General features: G+C 32.6%; 18 protein-coding genes. All 18 read right to left on the minus strand.

Going from position 1 to position 17453, the window contains the following annotated elements; translation table 11 throughout:
• Window positions 1-27 precede the first annotated feature (27 nt).
• The gene (locus LQ622_RS10040) at window positions 28-375 is read right to left on the minus strand and encodes a DUF2200 domain-containing protein (protein ID WP_239762701.1); all 348 of its coding nucleotides are present in this window, start codon (window positions 373-375) and stop codon (window positions 28-30) included.
• 69 nt (window positions 376-444) lie between these two features.
• The gene (locus LQ622_RS10045; protein WP_206166673.1) at window positions 445-840 is read right to left on the minus strand and encodes a PTS sugar transporter subunit IIA; all 396 of its coding nucleotides are present in this window, start codon (window positions 838-840) and stop codon (window positions 445-447) included.
• 18 nt (window positions 841-858) lie between these two features.
• Window positions 859-1716, minus strand: a complete 858-nt coding sequence (locus LQ622_RS10050; protein ID WP_037590374.1) for a PTS system mannose/fructose/sorbose family transporter subunit IID — start codon at window positions 1714-1716, stop codon at window positions 859-861.
• The gene (locus LQ622_RS10055; RefSeq protein ID WP_025906947.1) at window positions 1703-2605 is read right to left on the minus strand and encodes a PTS mannose/fructose/sorbose/N-acetylgalactosamine transporter subunit IIC; all 903 of its coding nucleotides are present in this window, start codon (window positions 2603-2605) and stop codon (window positions 1703-1705) included. The genes LQ622_RS10050 and LQ622_RS10055 overlap by 14 nt, the downstream gene beginning before the upstream one ends.
• Before the next feature lie 27 nt (window positions 2606-2632).
• On the minus strand, window positions 2633-3109 hold the full coding sequence (locus LQ622_RS10060; RefSeq protein WP_037590373.1) for a PTS sugar transporter subunit IIB: 477 nt from the start codon (window positions 3107-3109) through the stop codon (window positions 2633-2635).
• Entirely contained in the window at window positions 3110-4894 is a 1785-nt protein-coding gene (locus LQ622_RS10065; RefSeq protein WP_239775091.1) for a glycoside hydrolase family 35 protein, read from the minus strand.
• A 22-nt stretch (window positions 4895-4916) separates the two neighbouring features.
• Entirely contained in the window at window positions 4917-5858 is a 942-nt protein-coding gene (locus LQ622_RS10070) for a tagatose 1,6-diphosphate aldolase (protein ID WP_239762697.1), read from the minus strand.
• A complete protein-coding gene (locus tag LQ622_RS10075; RefSeq protein WP_239762695.1) occupies window positions 5855-6790 on the minus strand; it encodes a 1-phosphofructokinase family hexose kinase in 936 nt (311 codons plus the stop codon). The genes LQ622_RS10070 and LQ622_RS10075 overlap by 4 nt, the downstream gene beginning before the upstream one ends.
• A 12-nt stretch (window positions 6791-6802) precedes the next feature.
• Window positions 6803-7903 (minus strand): SIS domain-containing protein, encoded by a 1101-nt coding sequence (locus LQ622_RS10080; protein WP_037590369.1) that lies wholly within the window; start codon window positions 7901-7903, stop codon window positions 6803-6805.
• 55 nt (window positions 7904-7958) lie between these two features.
• The gene (locus tag LQ622_RS10085; protein WP_037590368.1) at window positions 7959-8669 is read right to left on the minus strand and encodes a GntR family transcriptional regulator; all 711 of its coding nucleotides are present in this window, start codon (window positions 8667-8669) and stop codon (window positions 7959-7961) included.
• A 98-nt stretch (window positions 8670-8767) separates the two neighbouring features.
• Complete coding sequence (locus tag LQ622_RS10090) at window positions 8768-9946, minus strand: YbfB/YjiJ family MFS transporter (protein WP_239762693.1); 1179 nt, start codon at window positions 9944-9946, stop codon at window positions 8768-8770.
• Between the two features lie 605 nt (window positions 9947-10551).
• Complete coding sequence (locus LQ622_RS10095) at window positions 10552-11058, minus strand: DJ-1/PfpI family protein (protein WP_196308207.1); 507 nt, start codon at window positions 11056-11058, stop codon at window positions 10552-10554.
• 224 nt (window positions 11059-11282) lie between these two features.
• Window positions 11283-12293: a Delta(5) desaturase DesA gene (desA, locus tag LQ622_RS10100; RefSeq protein ID WP_239762724.1), complete on the minus strand. Its 1011-nt coding sequence runs from the start codon at window positions 12291-12293 to the stop codon at window positions 11283-11285.
• Between the two features lie 389 nt (window positions 12294-12682).
• Window positions 12683-13759 (minus strand): M42 family metallopeptidase, encoded by a 1077-nt coding sequence (locus tag LQ622_RS10105; RefSeq protein WP_239762691.1) that lies wholly within the window; start codon window positions 13757-13759, stop codon window positions 12683-12685.
• Between the two features lie 72 nt (window positions 13760-13831).
• The gene (locus tag LQ622_RS10110) at window positions 13832-14497 is read right to left on the minus strand and encodes a uridine kinase family protein (RefSeq protein WP_239762689.1); all 666 of its coding nucleotides are present in this window, start codon (window positions 14495-14497) and stop codon (window positions 13832-13834) included.
• A complete protein-coding gene (locus tag LQ622_RS10115; protein ID WP_239762687.1) occupies window positions 14490-15077 on the minus strand; it encodes a YdeI/OmpD-associated family protein in 588 nt (195 codons plus the stop codon). Before LQ622_RS10115 ends, LQ622_RS10110 begins: the two co-directional genes overlap by 8 nt.
• Before the next feature lie 118 nt (window positions 15078-15195).
• Window positions 15196-15936 carry a GTP pyrophosphokinase gene (locus LQ622_RS10120; RefSeq protein ID WP_037590362.1) on the minus strand — a complete coding sequence of 247 codons (741 nt, stop codon included), beginning with the start codon at window positions 15934-15936 and terminating at the stop codon, window positions 15196-15198.
• Window positions 15937-16120: 184 nt separating this feature from the next.
• The gene (locus LQ622_RS10125) at window positions 16121-17446 is read right to left on the minus strand and encodes a 6-phospho-alpha-glucosidase (protein ID WP_204255703.1); all 1326 of its coding nucleotides are present in this window, start codon (window positions 17444-17446) and stop codon (window positions 16121-16123) included.
• Between the last annotated feature and the right edge of the window lie 7 nt (window positions 17447-17453).

Genomic DNA, 17453 nt, shown 5'->3' on the forward strand with positions numbered 1-17453 from the left:
AGATTATCCCATGCTTTTACTTTATATTCACCTAAATATGTTTTCTTTTTTCTTACCTCTCGCTAACTCATCTATTAATTTGTCTAAGTATCTAATTTCTTGCATAAGTGGTTTTTCGATTTCTTCAACTCTTATGCCACATATGATGCCTTTGATCAGTTTACGATTTGGATTCATATTTGGTGCTTCTTCAAAAAATGTTCTAAAATTAGTTTTGTTCTCTAACTGCTGATCTAATGATTCTTGACTATAACCTGTTAACCAAATGATGATTTCATCTACGTCTGCTTTTGTTTTACCTTTTTTCTCAGCTTTTGTGACGTAATGTGGATAAACATTTGATACTGGCATGTCGTATATTTTTTCATTCTTCATTATGCATCCCTCATTTTTATCTTTACTTTATTATAAAGGGTAACAGCATTTATTGACTAATTTTAATCGTTATTCATCATCTTCGTCTAAGTCTTGTAGTAAATCATTTACTTTTACGATACTTTTTTGCGTTTCATTAATGATGTCCACCTCTTGATTCAACATTTCTCCATTTAGATATGCAATAACCATAGGCAAATTCATTCCGGCATATAAATCAAACTGCTTTCCATTCATTAAAGTTTTAGAAATGACATTGGCTGGTGTACCGCCTAGTAAATCTGTAAATACAGTTACTTCTTCATCATTGATTGCTGCTAGAAATTTCTTTTCAAAGTCTTCTTGTCCTTCATCTGGTAAAAGTGCAACAGTTTCAATATTATCTTGTGGTCCTAATATCATTTCGACACTTTCTTTTAAACCTTCACACATTGAACCATGACTTGCTAAAATTAATTTTCCCATTGTGAAAACTCCTATTGATTAAATTTTCGCTAATACGCCTAGTGCAGATAATATAACCGTTACAATGATAACGATAAAGATTGCACGTGTTGAATTCATATGTTTTTTACCTAATAACCAATAAATACCTAGTACAATTGCTAATGGTAATAATTTTGGCAAGATCATATCGACATTATTTTGAATATTAACCGTTAAATCACCAATTTTTGGTTCCCAAGCAAATTGAACTTTAACCATCGTGGCGACGAGTGCTCCGACCATAAATACCCCAAGCAATGTAGCGGCATTTGTTAATGATTCAAGCTTATGTTGCATCGTTGTTACTAAAGATATACCCTCTTTATATGCAAATTCTAATTGTTTCCATCTGAAGACCATAACGGCAATTTGTGCTGCTAACCATATAAAAGCACCAAACGGATTTCCGTTAATCGCCATATTGGCAGCTAACGCCCCAAAAATTGTTGGAATTAATGAACCGAATATAGAGTCACCTACTGCGGCGAATGGTCCCATTAAACCTACTTTCATACCACTTACAGATTCTTTAGATTTAATTTGTTCTTGTTCTTCCATCGCGATATCAATACCCGTTACAATTGTGTTGAAAAAGTTACTCGTATTGAAGAATTGAGCATGTGTATGCATCATTTCTTTTAATTCTGGTGTATCGTCACCATAAATTTTGCGTAATTGTGGAAGCATAATAAATAAATAGCCAGATCCTTGCATACGTTCATAGTTCCATCCGGCTTGGAACCCTAATAAACTTCTTCTATTAATTTGTCTAAAATCTTTTTTAGTTAATTTATACTGACCTTCTGTTGTGACATTTTGTTCTTTAGGATCAACATTTTGATTATAGTTCGTCATCTTCAATCTCCCCTTCATCATCATTTTGAGAATTAGAAGTATTCATTTCTCCAGGTTGTACTGGTTTTGCTAAAGAAGTACGTTTGTATTCCATTGCAGCAAATGAAAATCCGATTAACGCAATGGCTAACATAGGTAGAGGATTGAATACCGCATCAAATTTCTTATCAAGTCCTGATACAGCTGTACCTAAACCACTCATACCATCAAATACTGTAGCTAATAATGCTGTTAATACAAATCCTAAAATGAAATACATATAATGTTTCTTAATAGGTAAGTATCTCAATAAGATTGCAAAACCGACTGCTGGTAGTACAGCTCCAGCAGTTGTTAATCCATCTCCAAGCCACTTTAAGTCAGCATTCAAGTAATTCACAACTGTTTTAACGACAGAACCACCAAAAGCTAATGCTAAGAATACTGGAATCATTCTTGATAATGCCCATGGAATAATACCTGCAATATAATAACGTTCAATTCCTTTATAATCCATTTGTTCGATTTTAGCGTCTATACGATGTGCAAAGAATGTATTTGTAAATCGAGCTAGAATATCTGTTTGAATCATCAAACTCGCAACAGGTACGGCTAATGTAGCAATTGCTTGCGTCGGTTGCATACCTAATGCAACTGAGAAAGCTACCGCTAAAATTGTACCTGAGTTCGCATCAATTCTAGATGCACCTCCGAATGTACCAACCCCTAAAATTGTTAACTGCATACTACCACCGATAATTAAACCAGTTGTTACATCTCCCATTATTAACCCTGCAATTAAACCTGCGAATACGGGTTGGCTTATTGAAGAATAAAGATGAAGCTCATCCCATATTTGATAACCCGCATATAATGTTAAAAGCAGAACTTGCCACCATAATATTTCCATAATTAAAAACCCCTTTTTGTTTAAATATTATTTAATCAATGACATGAAATCTTCACTATTATCATTTGGAACCATTTGCGAAATAATTCGAATACCTTTGTTGTTAAGTTCTTTAAATGTTTCTATATCTTTATCCGTAACATTAATCGAACGTTTAATTGATCTTGTTTCATTTGTTTGAGACATATTACCAACATTTAACTCATCAATTTTTACACCATAGTTTACAAGTTCTAAAAATTGTTCAGGTCCTTTGGCAATCACCATTAATCTTTGAGAGTCATATTTACCATTTAGTATGTTATCAGCTGCCTTTTTAACAGGTAATACACTTAATTTAACACCAGCTGGCGTTGCTAATTTAAGCCCGCTTTTATCTACTGTACTTTCTGCGACTACATCATCAATAACCATAAGTCTTGTAATATCTAGCTTTGTCGTCCACAAATTTGCTACTTGCCCGTGAATCAGCCTACCATCAATTCTATTCGCTATAATTGTCATTTAAATCTCTCCCTTTTTTTGAATAAATTTAGGTTCTTTCACCAAATTAATTTCTTGGTTATATGTCCCCTCAGTATCAAAAATAATAATTTCGTTTTCCCCTTCATGAAGCAGTGCTTTTGATATATATAAGGATGCTGTTGGTCCAACATTCCAATATCTACCTATGTTCACGCCATTCACTAATACTACACCTTTCGAGAAAGCGCTTACATCAATATGCGTATTGTTTGCTTCATTTAACGTAAACACATACCTGTAAAATGCAGGTGTCCCTTCAATCCATTCCTTTTCAAAATGCTCCTTGTTTAGTTGCTCTAATTGAATATGGAATTGTTCATAGTCTTGAACAAAGTGCAAATCTTGCATTAAACCTTGTCCTAAACCTTTTCTTTGTGTACTCGCGAGCAATTTATATCCATAATTGACACGCCCCATATTTTCAACGAGTATATCGATCTGAGGTTCTTCTGAGTGTAACTCAACTTCAAAAGCATCGCCGATTTCTTGTTGATAAGCCGTATAAACATGTTTACCATCGATATACATCTTTACTCTATCTCGTGCATCAACAATTCTAAATTTTTCAACTGGTGAATCTTTGTGTATTTTCGTACGATAAAGCATGTAACCAAGTCCATCGCCCGCTTCTTCCATCGTCTCTGGATATTTAGAAGTCGTCTTGTACGATATTTCATCTAGAACATTAAACAAACTGACTTTATCTTGTAGTTGAATGTGATCCAATTCAATAAAATCTTTTATTAAAGGTTCTGATTGCTCGATATGTGGTATTTCTTCTTTGAGCATTTTCTGCAAATCATAATACTTTTGAGTCGGATTGCCCATTTCATTAAGTGGTGCATCATAGTCATAAGAAGTAATTTGAGGTAAGTCTACCGTACCTCTAGCTGAGCAACCGTTCCAGAATCCATAATTCGTACCACCATGGAACATGTATAAATTGATATGTCCTTGTTGAACGCAAGTTCTTACTTCGGCAACTAAATCATCACTTTCTCGTTTAATAATGTCATCGCCCCATCGGTTAAACCAACCATCCCAAAATTCCATACACATGAGTGGCCATTTTTTCTGAAATTCATCATGGAATGATTTTAAATTTTGAAAGTTTAAATCAGTCTTAGATCCAAAGTTTGCGGTTGGTAAAATATTATCTTCAGCCATACTGCCCGCTCTCAACGTTTGTGCCCATCCACCATCAGAAGTAAATAGCGGCACTGTTGTACCATGTTTAATCACTAAATCTTTAATCATATTTAAATATGATTTATCTTCACCGAATGAGCCATATTCATTTTCAATCTGCATCATGATAATCGGTCCATTATGATCAATTTGTAACGGCTTTAAAATTTTAAATAATTGTGTATAATATCGGTCTACTTTATCGATAAATCGTTGGTCTGACGAACGAATTCTCATGTCTTTGTAATTGAGCAACCATGAAGGTAAACCACCAAATTCCCATTCTGCACATATAAATGGAGATGGTCTTATAATCACATACAGACCTAATTCTTCAGCTAATTGAATAAAGTGTTGAATATCTTTTTCGCCACTAAATTCAAAGTGTTCTTCCCGAGGTTCGTGATAATTCCACGGAATATAGGTTTCAACTGTATTAAAACCGAGTGCTTTCAAATTGTATAACGAATGATACCAGTCATCTTTAGGAACTCTAAAATAATGAATGGCACCAGACAATATTTGAATAGGTTTATCGTCTAATAAGAAATCAGTGTCAATTTCAAATTTATGCATCTTTACACCACCTGTTCTTTGTTTATCTTATTGGAGTTGCTGTCTTCTGTATGATGTCATTGAGCGTTTTTAAATTATGAATGCCTTCACTGTTCAACCATTCTTTAGCAGCTTCTTGACCTTGTTCTTTAAGTACAACAGTTCCACCTTGCCATGTTGCACGTCCGCACAATACACCATTGAAATGCGCACCACTTTCATGTGCAAAGACAAGTGTATCTTTAAATTGTTGTGAAGTTAAGCCCCCACTTAAATATATGTAAGGTATTGAAGTTGCATTGTCTTGTTCTTTAAAATATGATGCCGCTTCATCCTTACTAAAGACATAGTCTTCTGCAAAACCTTCGACATAGTTCATATTAACGGGTGTTTCAACTTTAAGTACATCGACGTTATACTTTTCATCGCTAAATGCTTTCATCGCCTCTATCACTTTATGTGGTCTAACTTTAGCATACGATTGACCTTTTTCATCACCTATTTGATCATCATAAGTTAAGATTTCTAATAGGAACGGAATATTCTCTTCGACCGTTTCTTGTCCAACTTGTTGCACTAAATCTTTCTTTACATCATTAATATCATCCGGTTCATCGACGTCATAATAGATGAGTAATTTAATACCGTCAGCACCCATCTCTTTTAATTGTTTAACAGATAAACCTTCAACTAATCTTGGTAATCTACCGACTACTGATTTATCGTATCCAGTTTGTTCATAAGCTAAAATTAATCCAGCATCTTTAGCCTTAGCTTGTATGCCATCTTTACCATATTCAGGGTCTAATAGAATACTAGAACCACTTGGTGAAAGTGTTTCAGATACAAGCTTTTTAAATAATGCCACATTATCATCCGTTCCTTGTTCACCTAGTAATCTTTTGAGTGCACCTCTTTGGTCAACAGCAATTGCAGCGAATATCCCTTTGTCATCGACGAGTTTATTAATATCTTTATTTGTCATCCTAATTTCTCCACTCCCACTTTTTTGATTAAATCATCCACATCTTGTTGAATGATTTTTCCCGTTGCAGCTTGCATCGCATTTGAAGTACCACATGCTAATGCTGTTTGAATTGTCGTTACAGGATCTAAATCATGCTCCACACTATAAGCGATACCTGCTACAGTAGCATCTCCTGAACCTACAGGATTAACCGCATTTATATTTGGTAAAGATGCTTTGTAAATTGTCTCTTTCAATTTAATAATCGCACCTTCAGAACCAAGCGTTACAAATACATCCACATCTTTAAACAACTGATTTGTTTTTAGAATCTTGAAAATGTCTTGGTGACTTAACCCCTTTTGATTAACTAAGTCTTCAAATTCTGATTGATTAGGTTTTATCGCATGAATATGAGCATTCTGTCCTAAAATAGCTTTTAACGATTGACCATCTATATCGACTATGTTGTAACTATTCGTTAATGTATTTAAAATTTTAATCATATATTCAGTCTTTGACTGATTCATTAACTTTGGTGTGCTTCCGCTGATGGTTACAACTTTGTATTGATGGGCAATATCCGTCAATTGTTTAAGATACAACGCTTGCGATGCTTTAGATACTTCAGGTCCACCTTCAAGAATTTCAGTTTGATGTTCACCATCGTTAATGGCGATACACTGTCTTGTATTACCTTCTATATCTATAAATTGAAGTTGAATATTTCTTTGTTCGAGTTGTGTTTGAATCCATTGTCCATTCGTTCCACCTAAATAACCTGTAGCTGTCACGTCTGCACCTAAATCATCTAGAACTTTCGTCACATTTATTCCTTTACCGCCAGCATTTTTAATCATTTGCGTTGGTCTATGCACCGCCCCAATTTCAAGACTTTCAACTTGATAGCTGATATCGATAGATGGATTTAATGTATTGGTCAAAATCATTCTTCTCACCCTTTAGCTATATGAATATATTGTTACCCCTTTAACAACACGATTGATAAAGCCATCTGGACTCGGATTATCAGGATTCAAGCCAAGTTCGACAGATTTTTTACTTGCTAATAATTGACCAAACATTAAATAAATCAGCCCTATTTCAAAGTCGTTATAATCCTCGATATTCGGTATTTGTGTACTTTCATCTGAAGATTGACCATCTAAGATAAGCAACTGATACTTATCTTTAACTTTGTTCACTTCATTTAATAAGTCACTTTCATAGTCACGTTTATACGTTTCATTACTTCTAAGCAATATAAAAATAGACCCTTTCTTTAGTCCTGCTTTTGGACCATGTCTAAATCCTAATGTCGTTTCTCTAGCAATCTCAACATGACCGCCTGTTAGTTCGTTTAATTTCAAGCTAACTTCTTTAGTAAGTTCACCTAACAAACCAGTTCCTACGTAGAATACTTTTTCAAATGATTTTTGTAATGTTTGATCTGCTAGTTCTTCCAAATATTCAAATAGCGAATCTGCAGTATCATAAAAGCCATTCGTAATCGATCCATTAAATAATAAATAACCTGCGACAAGCATTGAAGAAAAGCTTGATGTCATTGCTAATGATTTATCATTTGTTTGTTTAGGTAGAATCACTTTAAAAACATGTTTTAAACTTTCTTCAGTTGCTAAATAACCACTTTTATTATTTGTGATAAATAAATGATGTACGTTATCTGATAATTGTTCGACTAAATCAATCGTTGCTTTCGTTTCAGGACTATTACCAGATCTAGCAAATGATACAATTAAATACGTTGTTTCTGAATCTATATACGCTTCAGGACTCGTCACAAAGTGTGTCGTTGGCACAGATTCAAAATCCCACTTAGGCATATGTTTCGTATCAATTGCTGTTCTTAAAATATCTCCGACATATGCTGATGACCCTGCTCCCGTAAATAGTACCTTTAACTTCCCAGTTACGTTTTCCTCTATATCTTTAATGAATTTGTCAAAATCTGATTTAATATCTTTAATAATCTCTTCTGTTAATTGCCACATTTCAGGTTGTTGTTTTATCTCTGAATATGTGTCCGTTGAGTTTAACAATACTTTCCCCTCCAATATTGGTAATGTTGTCATAACCAGTTTGTATATATAAAGACTATATTAAGTCTACTGTGTACTTATAGTCTTTACCGCTTGTAACACTCTCTGTGTACTCAATAATCTCATCATTTACAAAACTATATCTTTCTATAAACATACATGGATCATTAACATGCTTTTCTAAATGTTGCGCTTGTTCTTTAGTTATATTTTTTGCTGTTAATGTTTCATAAGCATGATTGATTTGAATATGGTAATGCGTATTTAATGTTTCATATAATGAAACTTCATTAAAATCAAATCGATCTAACCCTTCGCAATTCTTTAAAGGTAAGTAACTAGTCTCAAACACTAACGGTTTATCATTGGCTAATCTTAACCTTTTAAGTTCATACACTTCTTGAAATGATTTGAGCTGCATTTTTTCTTGAATATAGATACTTGGCTGTATTCTTTGAATACTTAACACCTTTGTACTTGCTTTGTCGCCGCTTTTTTCAACTTCATCTTTGAAACTATAAAGATTATTCATCTTCTGATTATATTGATTACCTAATACAAAAGACCCTTTACCATGTTCTCTTTGAATTAAGCTTTCCGCTTCTAAGTTATCTAGCGCTTCTCTAATTGTAATTCTGCTAACATCATATTCATCGCAAAGCTTTCGTTCTGACGGTAACTTGTCGCCTTCTTTGTATTCACCTGAAATAATCTTATCTTTAATCTTTGTGTAAACTTGATAATATAAATGTGTATTTTTTAACATCTCAATCATTCCTATTCCAACTGGTTATAACCAGTTTTAATTATAAATCATTCTCTTTAAAATGTAAACGCTTTATAAAAATGTATATTTGCACTACTCTAACTTTTAGGTCGATACGGTCTTATGCTCATAAATATTGCGACAAGAGCGAGTATTAATAATGAAGAGGCAAATATCAACGCGCCATTATAGTTATTAGAACTTCCGATAAGAATACCTGCAAAGTAAGGTGCCACAACTTGTCCGAGACTATAGATAAATGTTAGTAAAGCGACTAAATTTCTTCCTGAGACAGCACTCATAAGCTGGCCACGCGACATAAATAAAGTCGTTAAGCCTAAGAATGTCCCACCAAACAGACATGAACTTATGACTAAACTTATAATATTATGCGAAAACACTGGTAAAATCACGCCAATAATTTGAAGAATGAATGCTAAATATATCGCTTTAATAAATCCAATTTTATTGCCTAAAATAGACCATAATACACATGACGGTATTGCTGCCATACCCACAAACATCCAACTAAGGGCCGCATATTCTTTTAAATCAGGAATTGATTCAACAATCGCAACTAAGAACGTACCTGTCACAATATATCCTGCACCTTCTAACAAATAAGCAATTGAGAAACATACCATAAACCATTTTGTATATAATGTGCTATTTTGATCATTTATATGTATTGTCTTTTGTTTTAAGATAACAGGTTCTTTAATTTCTTTCATAAAGAATATAACAATAAAACCTAGTACCAATGAAGCGATACCTAAGATAATCCATGTTGATGCCCAAGTATTATAATCCGTATAAATTTGAATAAATATACTACTTGTAAAGATACCAATCCCTACACCACTATATAAAAATCCAGATAAATGAGATTTCCCGCCTTTATTTAAAGACTCGAGCACAACATTTGAAGCTAACACAAATACAGTACCACTTGTAATGCCAGCAATGAATCTTAAAATATTCCATACAAGAAAACCTTGTGTAACACCCATCAATAGAACAGAGATAATATTGATTAATAAATAAATTTTCAAATCTACGACTTTACTTTTAATAATTAAAAAGGTCGGAATCATCGCACCAATTAAATATCCTAAGTAATTGACCGTAGCCAGTAAACCAGCATTTTCGTTTGTTAAATGAGTCGCCTTTTGCATAAAAGGTAAAATAGGCGTGTACGAAAATCGCCCAATTGCCATGACAATAAATAGTGATAACATTCCTAGTAGTAATTGTTTATATGCTTTATTTGCTGACAATTTATGCACCTCATTTTCTATATTTAAACATTATTATCCTCCTCATAGTATTAATATACAAGATGAATTTATAGTAAAAAGATATGGAGGATGAGTGTGATGAGGGTTGTTGCGGGTTCTTATAAACATTTCTGGCTAAACTTGTTCGTAACGGGGCTCTTGCGAACACTTTCGCCTAAACTTGTTCATAACGGAGGTGTTAATTACAAAACTCGGCTGAAGTGTTACTATGGACCCTCTTAGTTACAAAACTCGGCCGAAGTGTTACTATGGACCTCCTTAGTTACAAAAGTCGCCTGAAGTGTTACTATGGGCAGCCTTAATTACAAAACTACTAAGAATTGTAATTACTGGTACCCTTATTTGCACTTCTCACCAAAACTGCTAATAACGCACTCAGTATTTGCACTTCTTACCAAACTTGCTAATAACAGCACTAGTATTTGCACTTCTCACCAAACTTGCTTATAAAAAAACGGGACATGCTCAATGTCCCGTTTCAAATCATTACTTTTACGCGTGTGTTCGCTTAAATCTTAAAGTATATTCTTTAAAAGTAATGAAGCATTTATTTTTCTCATCATATAATTTATATTTCAGTGAGTCTAGACATTTTTAAATTCTTTGAAAAATTTAATAGTTTGTTCTAAATCATCATTATCATCATAAATATCTAATTTACTCCCCATTTGTATTGCAAAATCAACATACTTATATGGTGGTGCTGCTAAAATATTTTTATATTCAACCAATTCATTCGTATTTATCAAATCTAAATTTATATTTAAAAGACTTGAAATTATATAATTACCTCCACAAATAGAACCAATTTGATACTCTTCATTATCATAAAGTACATTTAATATCTCAGCTAATTCATTATTACCTTTAAAATTTGAAGGATTACCACCAGTAATTACTAGAGATTTTAATGCTTTGATATCAATCTCATTGATCAGATAATCTGCATTCACTGTAAAACCTTCATGTGTTTTGACAACTTTTTGATCTGAAACTATTGAAACATCTAAATTTTTACTTCGCAAGAACTTTGCTAATAAGACTACTTCGAACAGAGAACACTCTTCAAATATTACAATGTAGTTTTTCATAAATACCTCCATTTACAATGTTCTGATACTAAATACTAGGAGACCAGTATATTCTTTGTTTTAAAACTTATAACTTATTAGAAAATTACTTTCTACATTATTGCAGAAAATTTCAAAAAATTCTGTTAATTACAATATTATTTACCTTCTTATCTTTTTCAATACAAAAAACTCTTGATAATTTTTGGCAATAAAAATATCAAGAGCTTTATTTATATTAACTTTTACGCATGTGTTCGCTTAAATCTTAAAGTATATTCTTTAAAAGTAATGAAGCATTTATTTTTCTCGTCATATAATTTATATTTCAGTGATTCTAAACTCTCTTTAATTGTTATGGTTGTTGCGTGATGTAATGGTGGTGTCTTTTCGTGTGCTTGTTCTAATTGATAGTTTGGAATTCTTGGACTTAAATGATGAACGTGATGGTAGCCGATATTCCCTGTCATCCATTGAAATACTTTTGGTAATTTATAATATGAACTGCCTTCTATAGCAGCTTTTACATAATCCCACTCTGATGATTCTTCGAAATATGAATCTTCAAATGTATGTTGAATATAAAATAACCAAATACCTAACATACCTGCAATGAACAACATTGGTAGAAATACAAGTACAAACGGAACTGCACCAACAATAAAGAAAATACCGACATAAAGAACTAGCAAGATTATATTATGCAACCAAGTGTTACGTTTTTCTTTAGCTTTCGCACCTTTAGCATTCATTCTGTTTGAAATAAACATAAGAAATATTGGTCCTAAAATAAACATTACAAACGGATGTCTATACATTCTATATTTAAATTGAGTGAATTTTGAAGCTTCATGATATTCTTCAATGGTCATGACCCAAATATCACCAATACCACGTTTTTCTAAATTTCCGCTACTCGTATGATGTATAATATGCTCTCTTCTCCACTTTTCATATGGGAAGAATGTTAATAACCCAGTTATATTTCCTAACAAATCATTGTTCTTTTTCTTACTCAAAAATGATCCGTGGCAACAATCGTGAAAAATGATAAATGTTCTAATAATAAAACCAGATGCCAATACACCACATAGGACTGATAATGACCAATGTAATTGATAACTCACCAAGCCACCAACAATAAGCGCAATTAATGGGATGATTGTGTTTATAATTTGAATTGTACTTTTCTTTAAATTGTTATTTTCAAATGGTTTAACCATTTTTCGAAGTAACTTTTCCTTTTCTTTTTCGATGATTTACACTTCCTTTTTATTCAATAAATATAAAAAAAGAAGCACTTGAATGAATCAAGTACTTCCATCTCTATTAATCATGATATAGCATATCTACAAGCTTTACAAACAAAAAATAAACCCAATAAAACGATTACTATACTACTAAAATTTATTTTATTATAATAATAAATTGCAACTTGGTCATAATAGTTGATAATAATGAATTTTACTAAAAATTCATTTCTACCTTTTTGAAAGAAATATTATTTTGATGTTCATAATCCAATTGATAAATATCAGGCATTTTCATACCTCATTCTCTCCGTAAACAAAAGACAAACCAAATTGTTATTCAACTTGATTTGTCTCTTGTTTAGGTTATACCTCTTTAATTATATTTCGATTCCTTACCACATAATATTTTTAACTGTTTCATCGTTTAATGCTTTTACGATTTCAGCTACTAATTTTACTGCGTTTAAGTAGTCTTCTTTATGAAGGATTGATACGTTTGAGTGCATATAACGTAATGGAACGCCGATTGAGATTGTTGGTGTACCTTCGTTTGCTACGTGAATACTACCTGCATCTGTTCCGCCACCTGTTATATTATCCCATTGAACATCAATGCCTTTTTCGTTTGCTACGTTTTTGATAAATTTTCTAAATCCAACGTGACCGATATTCGTACCGTCCATTAACAATACAAGTGGTCCGTTACCTAATTTCGTATCGTGATCTTGCCCTTTCATACCTGGTGTATCATAAGCAATACCTACATCCACTGCGATAGATAAATCTGGCTTAATTTTGTTAGCAGCAACTTTCGCACCACGTAAACCAACTTCTTCTTGTACAGTTGCACCTGAAACTAAGTTAATACCAAGGTCATCATCTTTAAGTTCGTTTAATACATCAACACTTAACGCACAACCGAATCTGTTGTCGAATGCTTTTGCTGTTAAGTAGTTTCCATCACCTAAAGTTTCAAACTCAGAATAAGGCGTCACCATATTGCCGATTTCAATGCCTAGACCTTCAACCGCTTCTTTATTATCAACACCTATATCAATAAACATGTCTTTAACATCGACAGGTTTTTTACGTTCTTCTGGACTTAAAACGTGTGGAGGTTTAGAACCAATAATACCTCTAATTTCTTTACCTTCATCTGTAGTAATCGTAACTTTTTGTGAAAGCATCACTTGGTTCCACCATCCACCAATAGTTGTGAATTTAATGTACCCATCTTCATCGATACGTGTAACCATAAATCCAATTTCATCTAAGTGACCCGCTATTAAAATTGTTTTAGAACCATTTTTAGCGTTCTTTTTCCCGAAAATACCACCTAGGTTATCTTCAATAATTTCATCACTTACAGGTTCTAAGTATTCTTTCATTTTAGATTTAACATTATACTCAAATCCCGAAATACCATTAATATCTGTAAGTGTTTTTAATAATTTTACTGAATCTGCCACAAAAAATCCCCCTTAAAATTAATTAACACTTTTACTATATCATTCTATTTAAAAAATGTATCAAACAAAGGTTTAATTTAATTGATTTTTCAGTATTTTAAACAAATTATTTGAATGATCAATGACAATATCAAAATTTTCAAGAAGAGGATGCATGAATAATTCATATTGAATACGTCTTTCATCTTGAGATGCCTTTAAAAATTCTATATCTATTCCTCTTACATGTACATCACGATCAAATCTTCTTTTCAGCTCAGTTTCATTATCCGTATAAATGTAGATGGATAAATCAACCCATTTGGAATCTATAAATGTGGTAGTCATACCTTCTAAGATTGTTACTTTCTTTGTCGCATCTAAACGTTCAGATTGTTGCCATGGTGTTTCAATCGTCATGATATCTATACCATTACGTAAAGCACGTATATCGCGTTCCAGAATATCAACATTATGCGCTTCAGGCATACAAGCCGTTACTTTCGCTTCATGCTCTATACCGTTATACATATATTTCGCTTTTGTATGTTTTCTTAAATTCGAATTTACTATATAAGTATCTGTGCTGATCAAGTTGTAGTCTTTAGGGTCTAGACATTTTATTAATTCCTGACAAAATGTACTTTTTCCTGAACCACCATGTCCACCAATTCTAATCATAATTTGATGGTTAGAACGCTTTATAAATTCTACGACTTGTTCAATCACAGCATTCATATTCTCATTACCTTCACTCATCATTTAGCCCTTTGCCATCCAATATATGATCGATATATTTTTCTACTCGACTAACGCGTGTTGCTGGGCGCTTTGCTTGGCTAATATAGTAAATATATTGGCGTTGTCTTCCTGGCGTCAAATTATAGAAAGCTTCTTTCAAGTTACTATTTTGATCAAGTTGTTCTTGTAGTTCAACTGGCATTTCATATTCTTCTGTTTTCTTTAATTCTACTTTAGCACCTGACTTTTCAAGCTCGATTGCTTCTTCAACATATGCTTTAATAATATCTCGTTGTTCTTTAATTTGATCTACATTGGTAAATCTCAATTGTCTAGCGGCTTGAACATTTTTCGTTTGTTGAATCAATATTTTTTCAGGATCTTTAAGTAATGAACCTTTATGAAATAAAAGTGCACAATATTCTTTAAATCCGTGTATCAATACAACATTCTTACCTTTCAATGTATAACATGGATGCATCCACTTATAATCTTCTTCTAAATCACATTCACGTATAATTTCTCTTAATAGTTCAAATTCATCTTTCCACTTTTTTTCACGTTGCATAAAAGCTTCAACTTTAGGATTTTTCTCCATTTTTTCACTCCTCAATATTATTTCCTGAATGATTTTAATTTATTATATACTAAATGATTAAAAAAGAGCAGATATCCTTAAATCTAAGAAATTTCTGCTCTTCTTTGTGCCAAATGTATTAATTTTTGTCTATTTTTATCATACTTTTATTCGTATCATGATAGATTTCATCATTCATTTCTTGCATTTTGCGTTCTACATTTGTTATTTCTATTGAACATTCTTTTAACTTTTCTTCATATTGTTCAGTAGATACATGAGAATTCTTATATCTTAATTTATGTTCCAAACTTGCCCACATATCCATTCCAATTGTTCTAATTTGAATTTCAACAGGTATCATTTGAACACTTTCCGCCAAAAATACAGGAATAGATACAACTAAATGTAAACTTTTATATCCATTCATTTTAGGATTTTCTATATAGTCTTTTCTTTTTAACAATTTTACGTCTGTTTGTCTAAGTAATAATTTTTCAATTGTATAGACATCTTCTAGATAATTACAAATCACTCTTATTCCCGCGATATCTTGAATATTCTCTTTTGCTGAATTCGCATTTAAAGGAAATCCTTTGCGTCTTAATTTCTTAATAAGACTTGGAAATTCTTTAACACGCTTTTCCATATGGTGAATTGGATTATGTTTATAAGCAACTTGGAATTCATCGTCCAATATTTTCAACTTTGTCCCGATTTCTTCTAAAGCTGCAGCATATTGATGTTGTAGTTCTACAAAATTAAACAACTCTTCTAGCGCTTGTTCAGAAGACTGCGCATATTCAATTTCACCTAAATTATTCGTAAATTCCTTCTTTAATTCTGCTAAATTGATTGTTGGTTTTCTTTCTATATACATAGATATGCTCCCTTATATTTTTAAATAAAAAATATATATCACTTCATCTAATTATATCATTTAAAAGTTTGCGATTAAAGAAAGTCGATATACGATATAGTGTTCTTAAACGTTTGTAAGACAAAGAAAAACGCGCAAGACTCGTAAGCCTTGCACGTTATATATACAAATACATTTCTCAATGCTACTTTAATTCTGGCCAGTATTCTTTATTTGCTTCAATTAGGTCATCTAGTATATCTTTAGCTACTGATGCACTCGGAACTGTGCGAGATAACGTTAGTGCTTGCCATAGTTTTTGATAAGATTGTTCTTCATAAGCTTCAACTGTTAATTTCTCAACACCTACTTGTTGTTCCATTAAACTTTTTTGGAATCTTGGGATTTCACCAACTGATAATGGTTCTGGACCTTCGCTACCAACTAAACATGGAATTTCAACCATCGCTGTTGGTTCAAAGTTTGAAATGGCACCTTTATTCTCAACAATCATCAACATTCTTTCTTTCGTATTAAACGCAATCGCTCTTGCTAAGTCTACGATATAAGATGCATGTTCATCTATTGTTAATTCCGTTCCTTTAGCTGTGCCTTGATCAATAATTTTTTGACATTCACCGAACACAAATTTTTCTCGTCCTGCCATTACTTCATTTGCTCTTGTATAGTCTTTATTTGAATGTTCCACAACATAATCAGGGAAGAAGTAATATTTTAAATATGTGTTAGGTAACGTATCTTTATCAAGCGCTTGTACATCACGTGCTTTCTTGAACGTGTCATTCCAACTTGCTTCTTGTTCAATATCGCTGCCCGTATCAGTCGAATACCCAAATTGTTCAACGTGTTTAATGATACTTGGCATTAAATCATTACCTGACTTATCTCTTATATCTGTCCACCAACCGAAGTGATTTAAACCATAATATTTAACGACCATTTCTTTTCTAGATTTCAGCCCAATATTTGTTGCCATCAGTTCTTCAATACCGATTGGCATATCACAAATATTTAAAATTTTAGAGTGAGGTCTTAATTTTCGAGTTGCTTCAGCTACAATTGCTGCTGGATTTGAATAATTTAACATCCAAGCATTTGGTGAATATTGTTCCATGTAATCTACAATTTCTAATACGCCTGTAATAGAACGCATACCATAAGATATCCCACCAGGTCCGCACGTTTCTTGTCCAACTACACCGTGTTTCAATGGAATCTTCTCATCTTGTTCTCTCATCGCATATTTACCAACACGTATGTGTGCCATAACGAAATCTACATTTTCAAAAGCTGTTTTAGGATCCGTACTCGCCAGTAACTTAACACCAGGCGCTCTTTCACTAAGAAGTATTTCACAAGCATCCGCAATGGTTTGTTGTCTATCACTATCATTGTCGTATAGTTTAATCGTATCAATCGGAAAATCTTCTAAATGGTCCAGTAACATTAATATAATACCTGGCGTAAATGTACTTCCGCCACCTGCTATTGTGATGTTAAATTTCTTCATTATTTAT

Origin of the sequence: Mammaliicoccus sp. N-M50 (assembly GCF_022386995.1) — a bacterium.
GTDB classification, from domain to species: Bacteria; Bacillota; Bacilli; order Staphylococcales; family Staphylococcaceae; genus Mammaliicoccus; species Mammaliicoccus sciuri_A.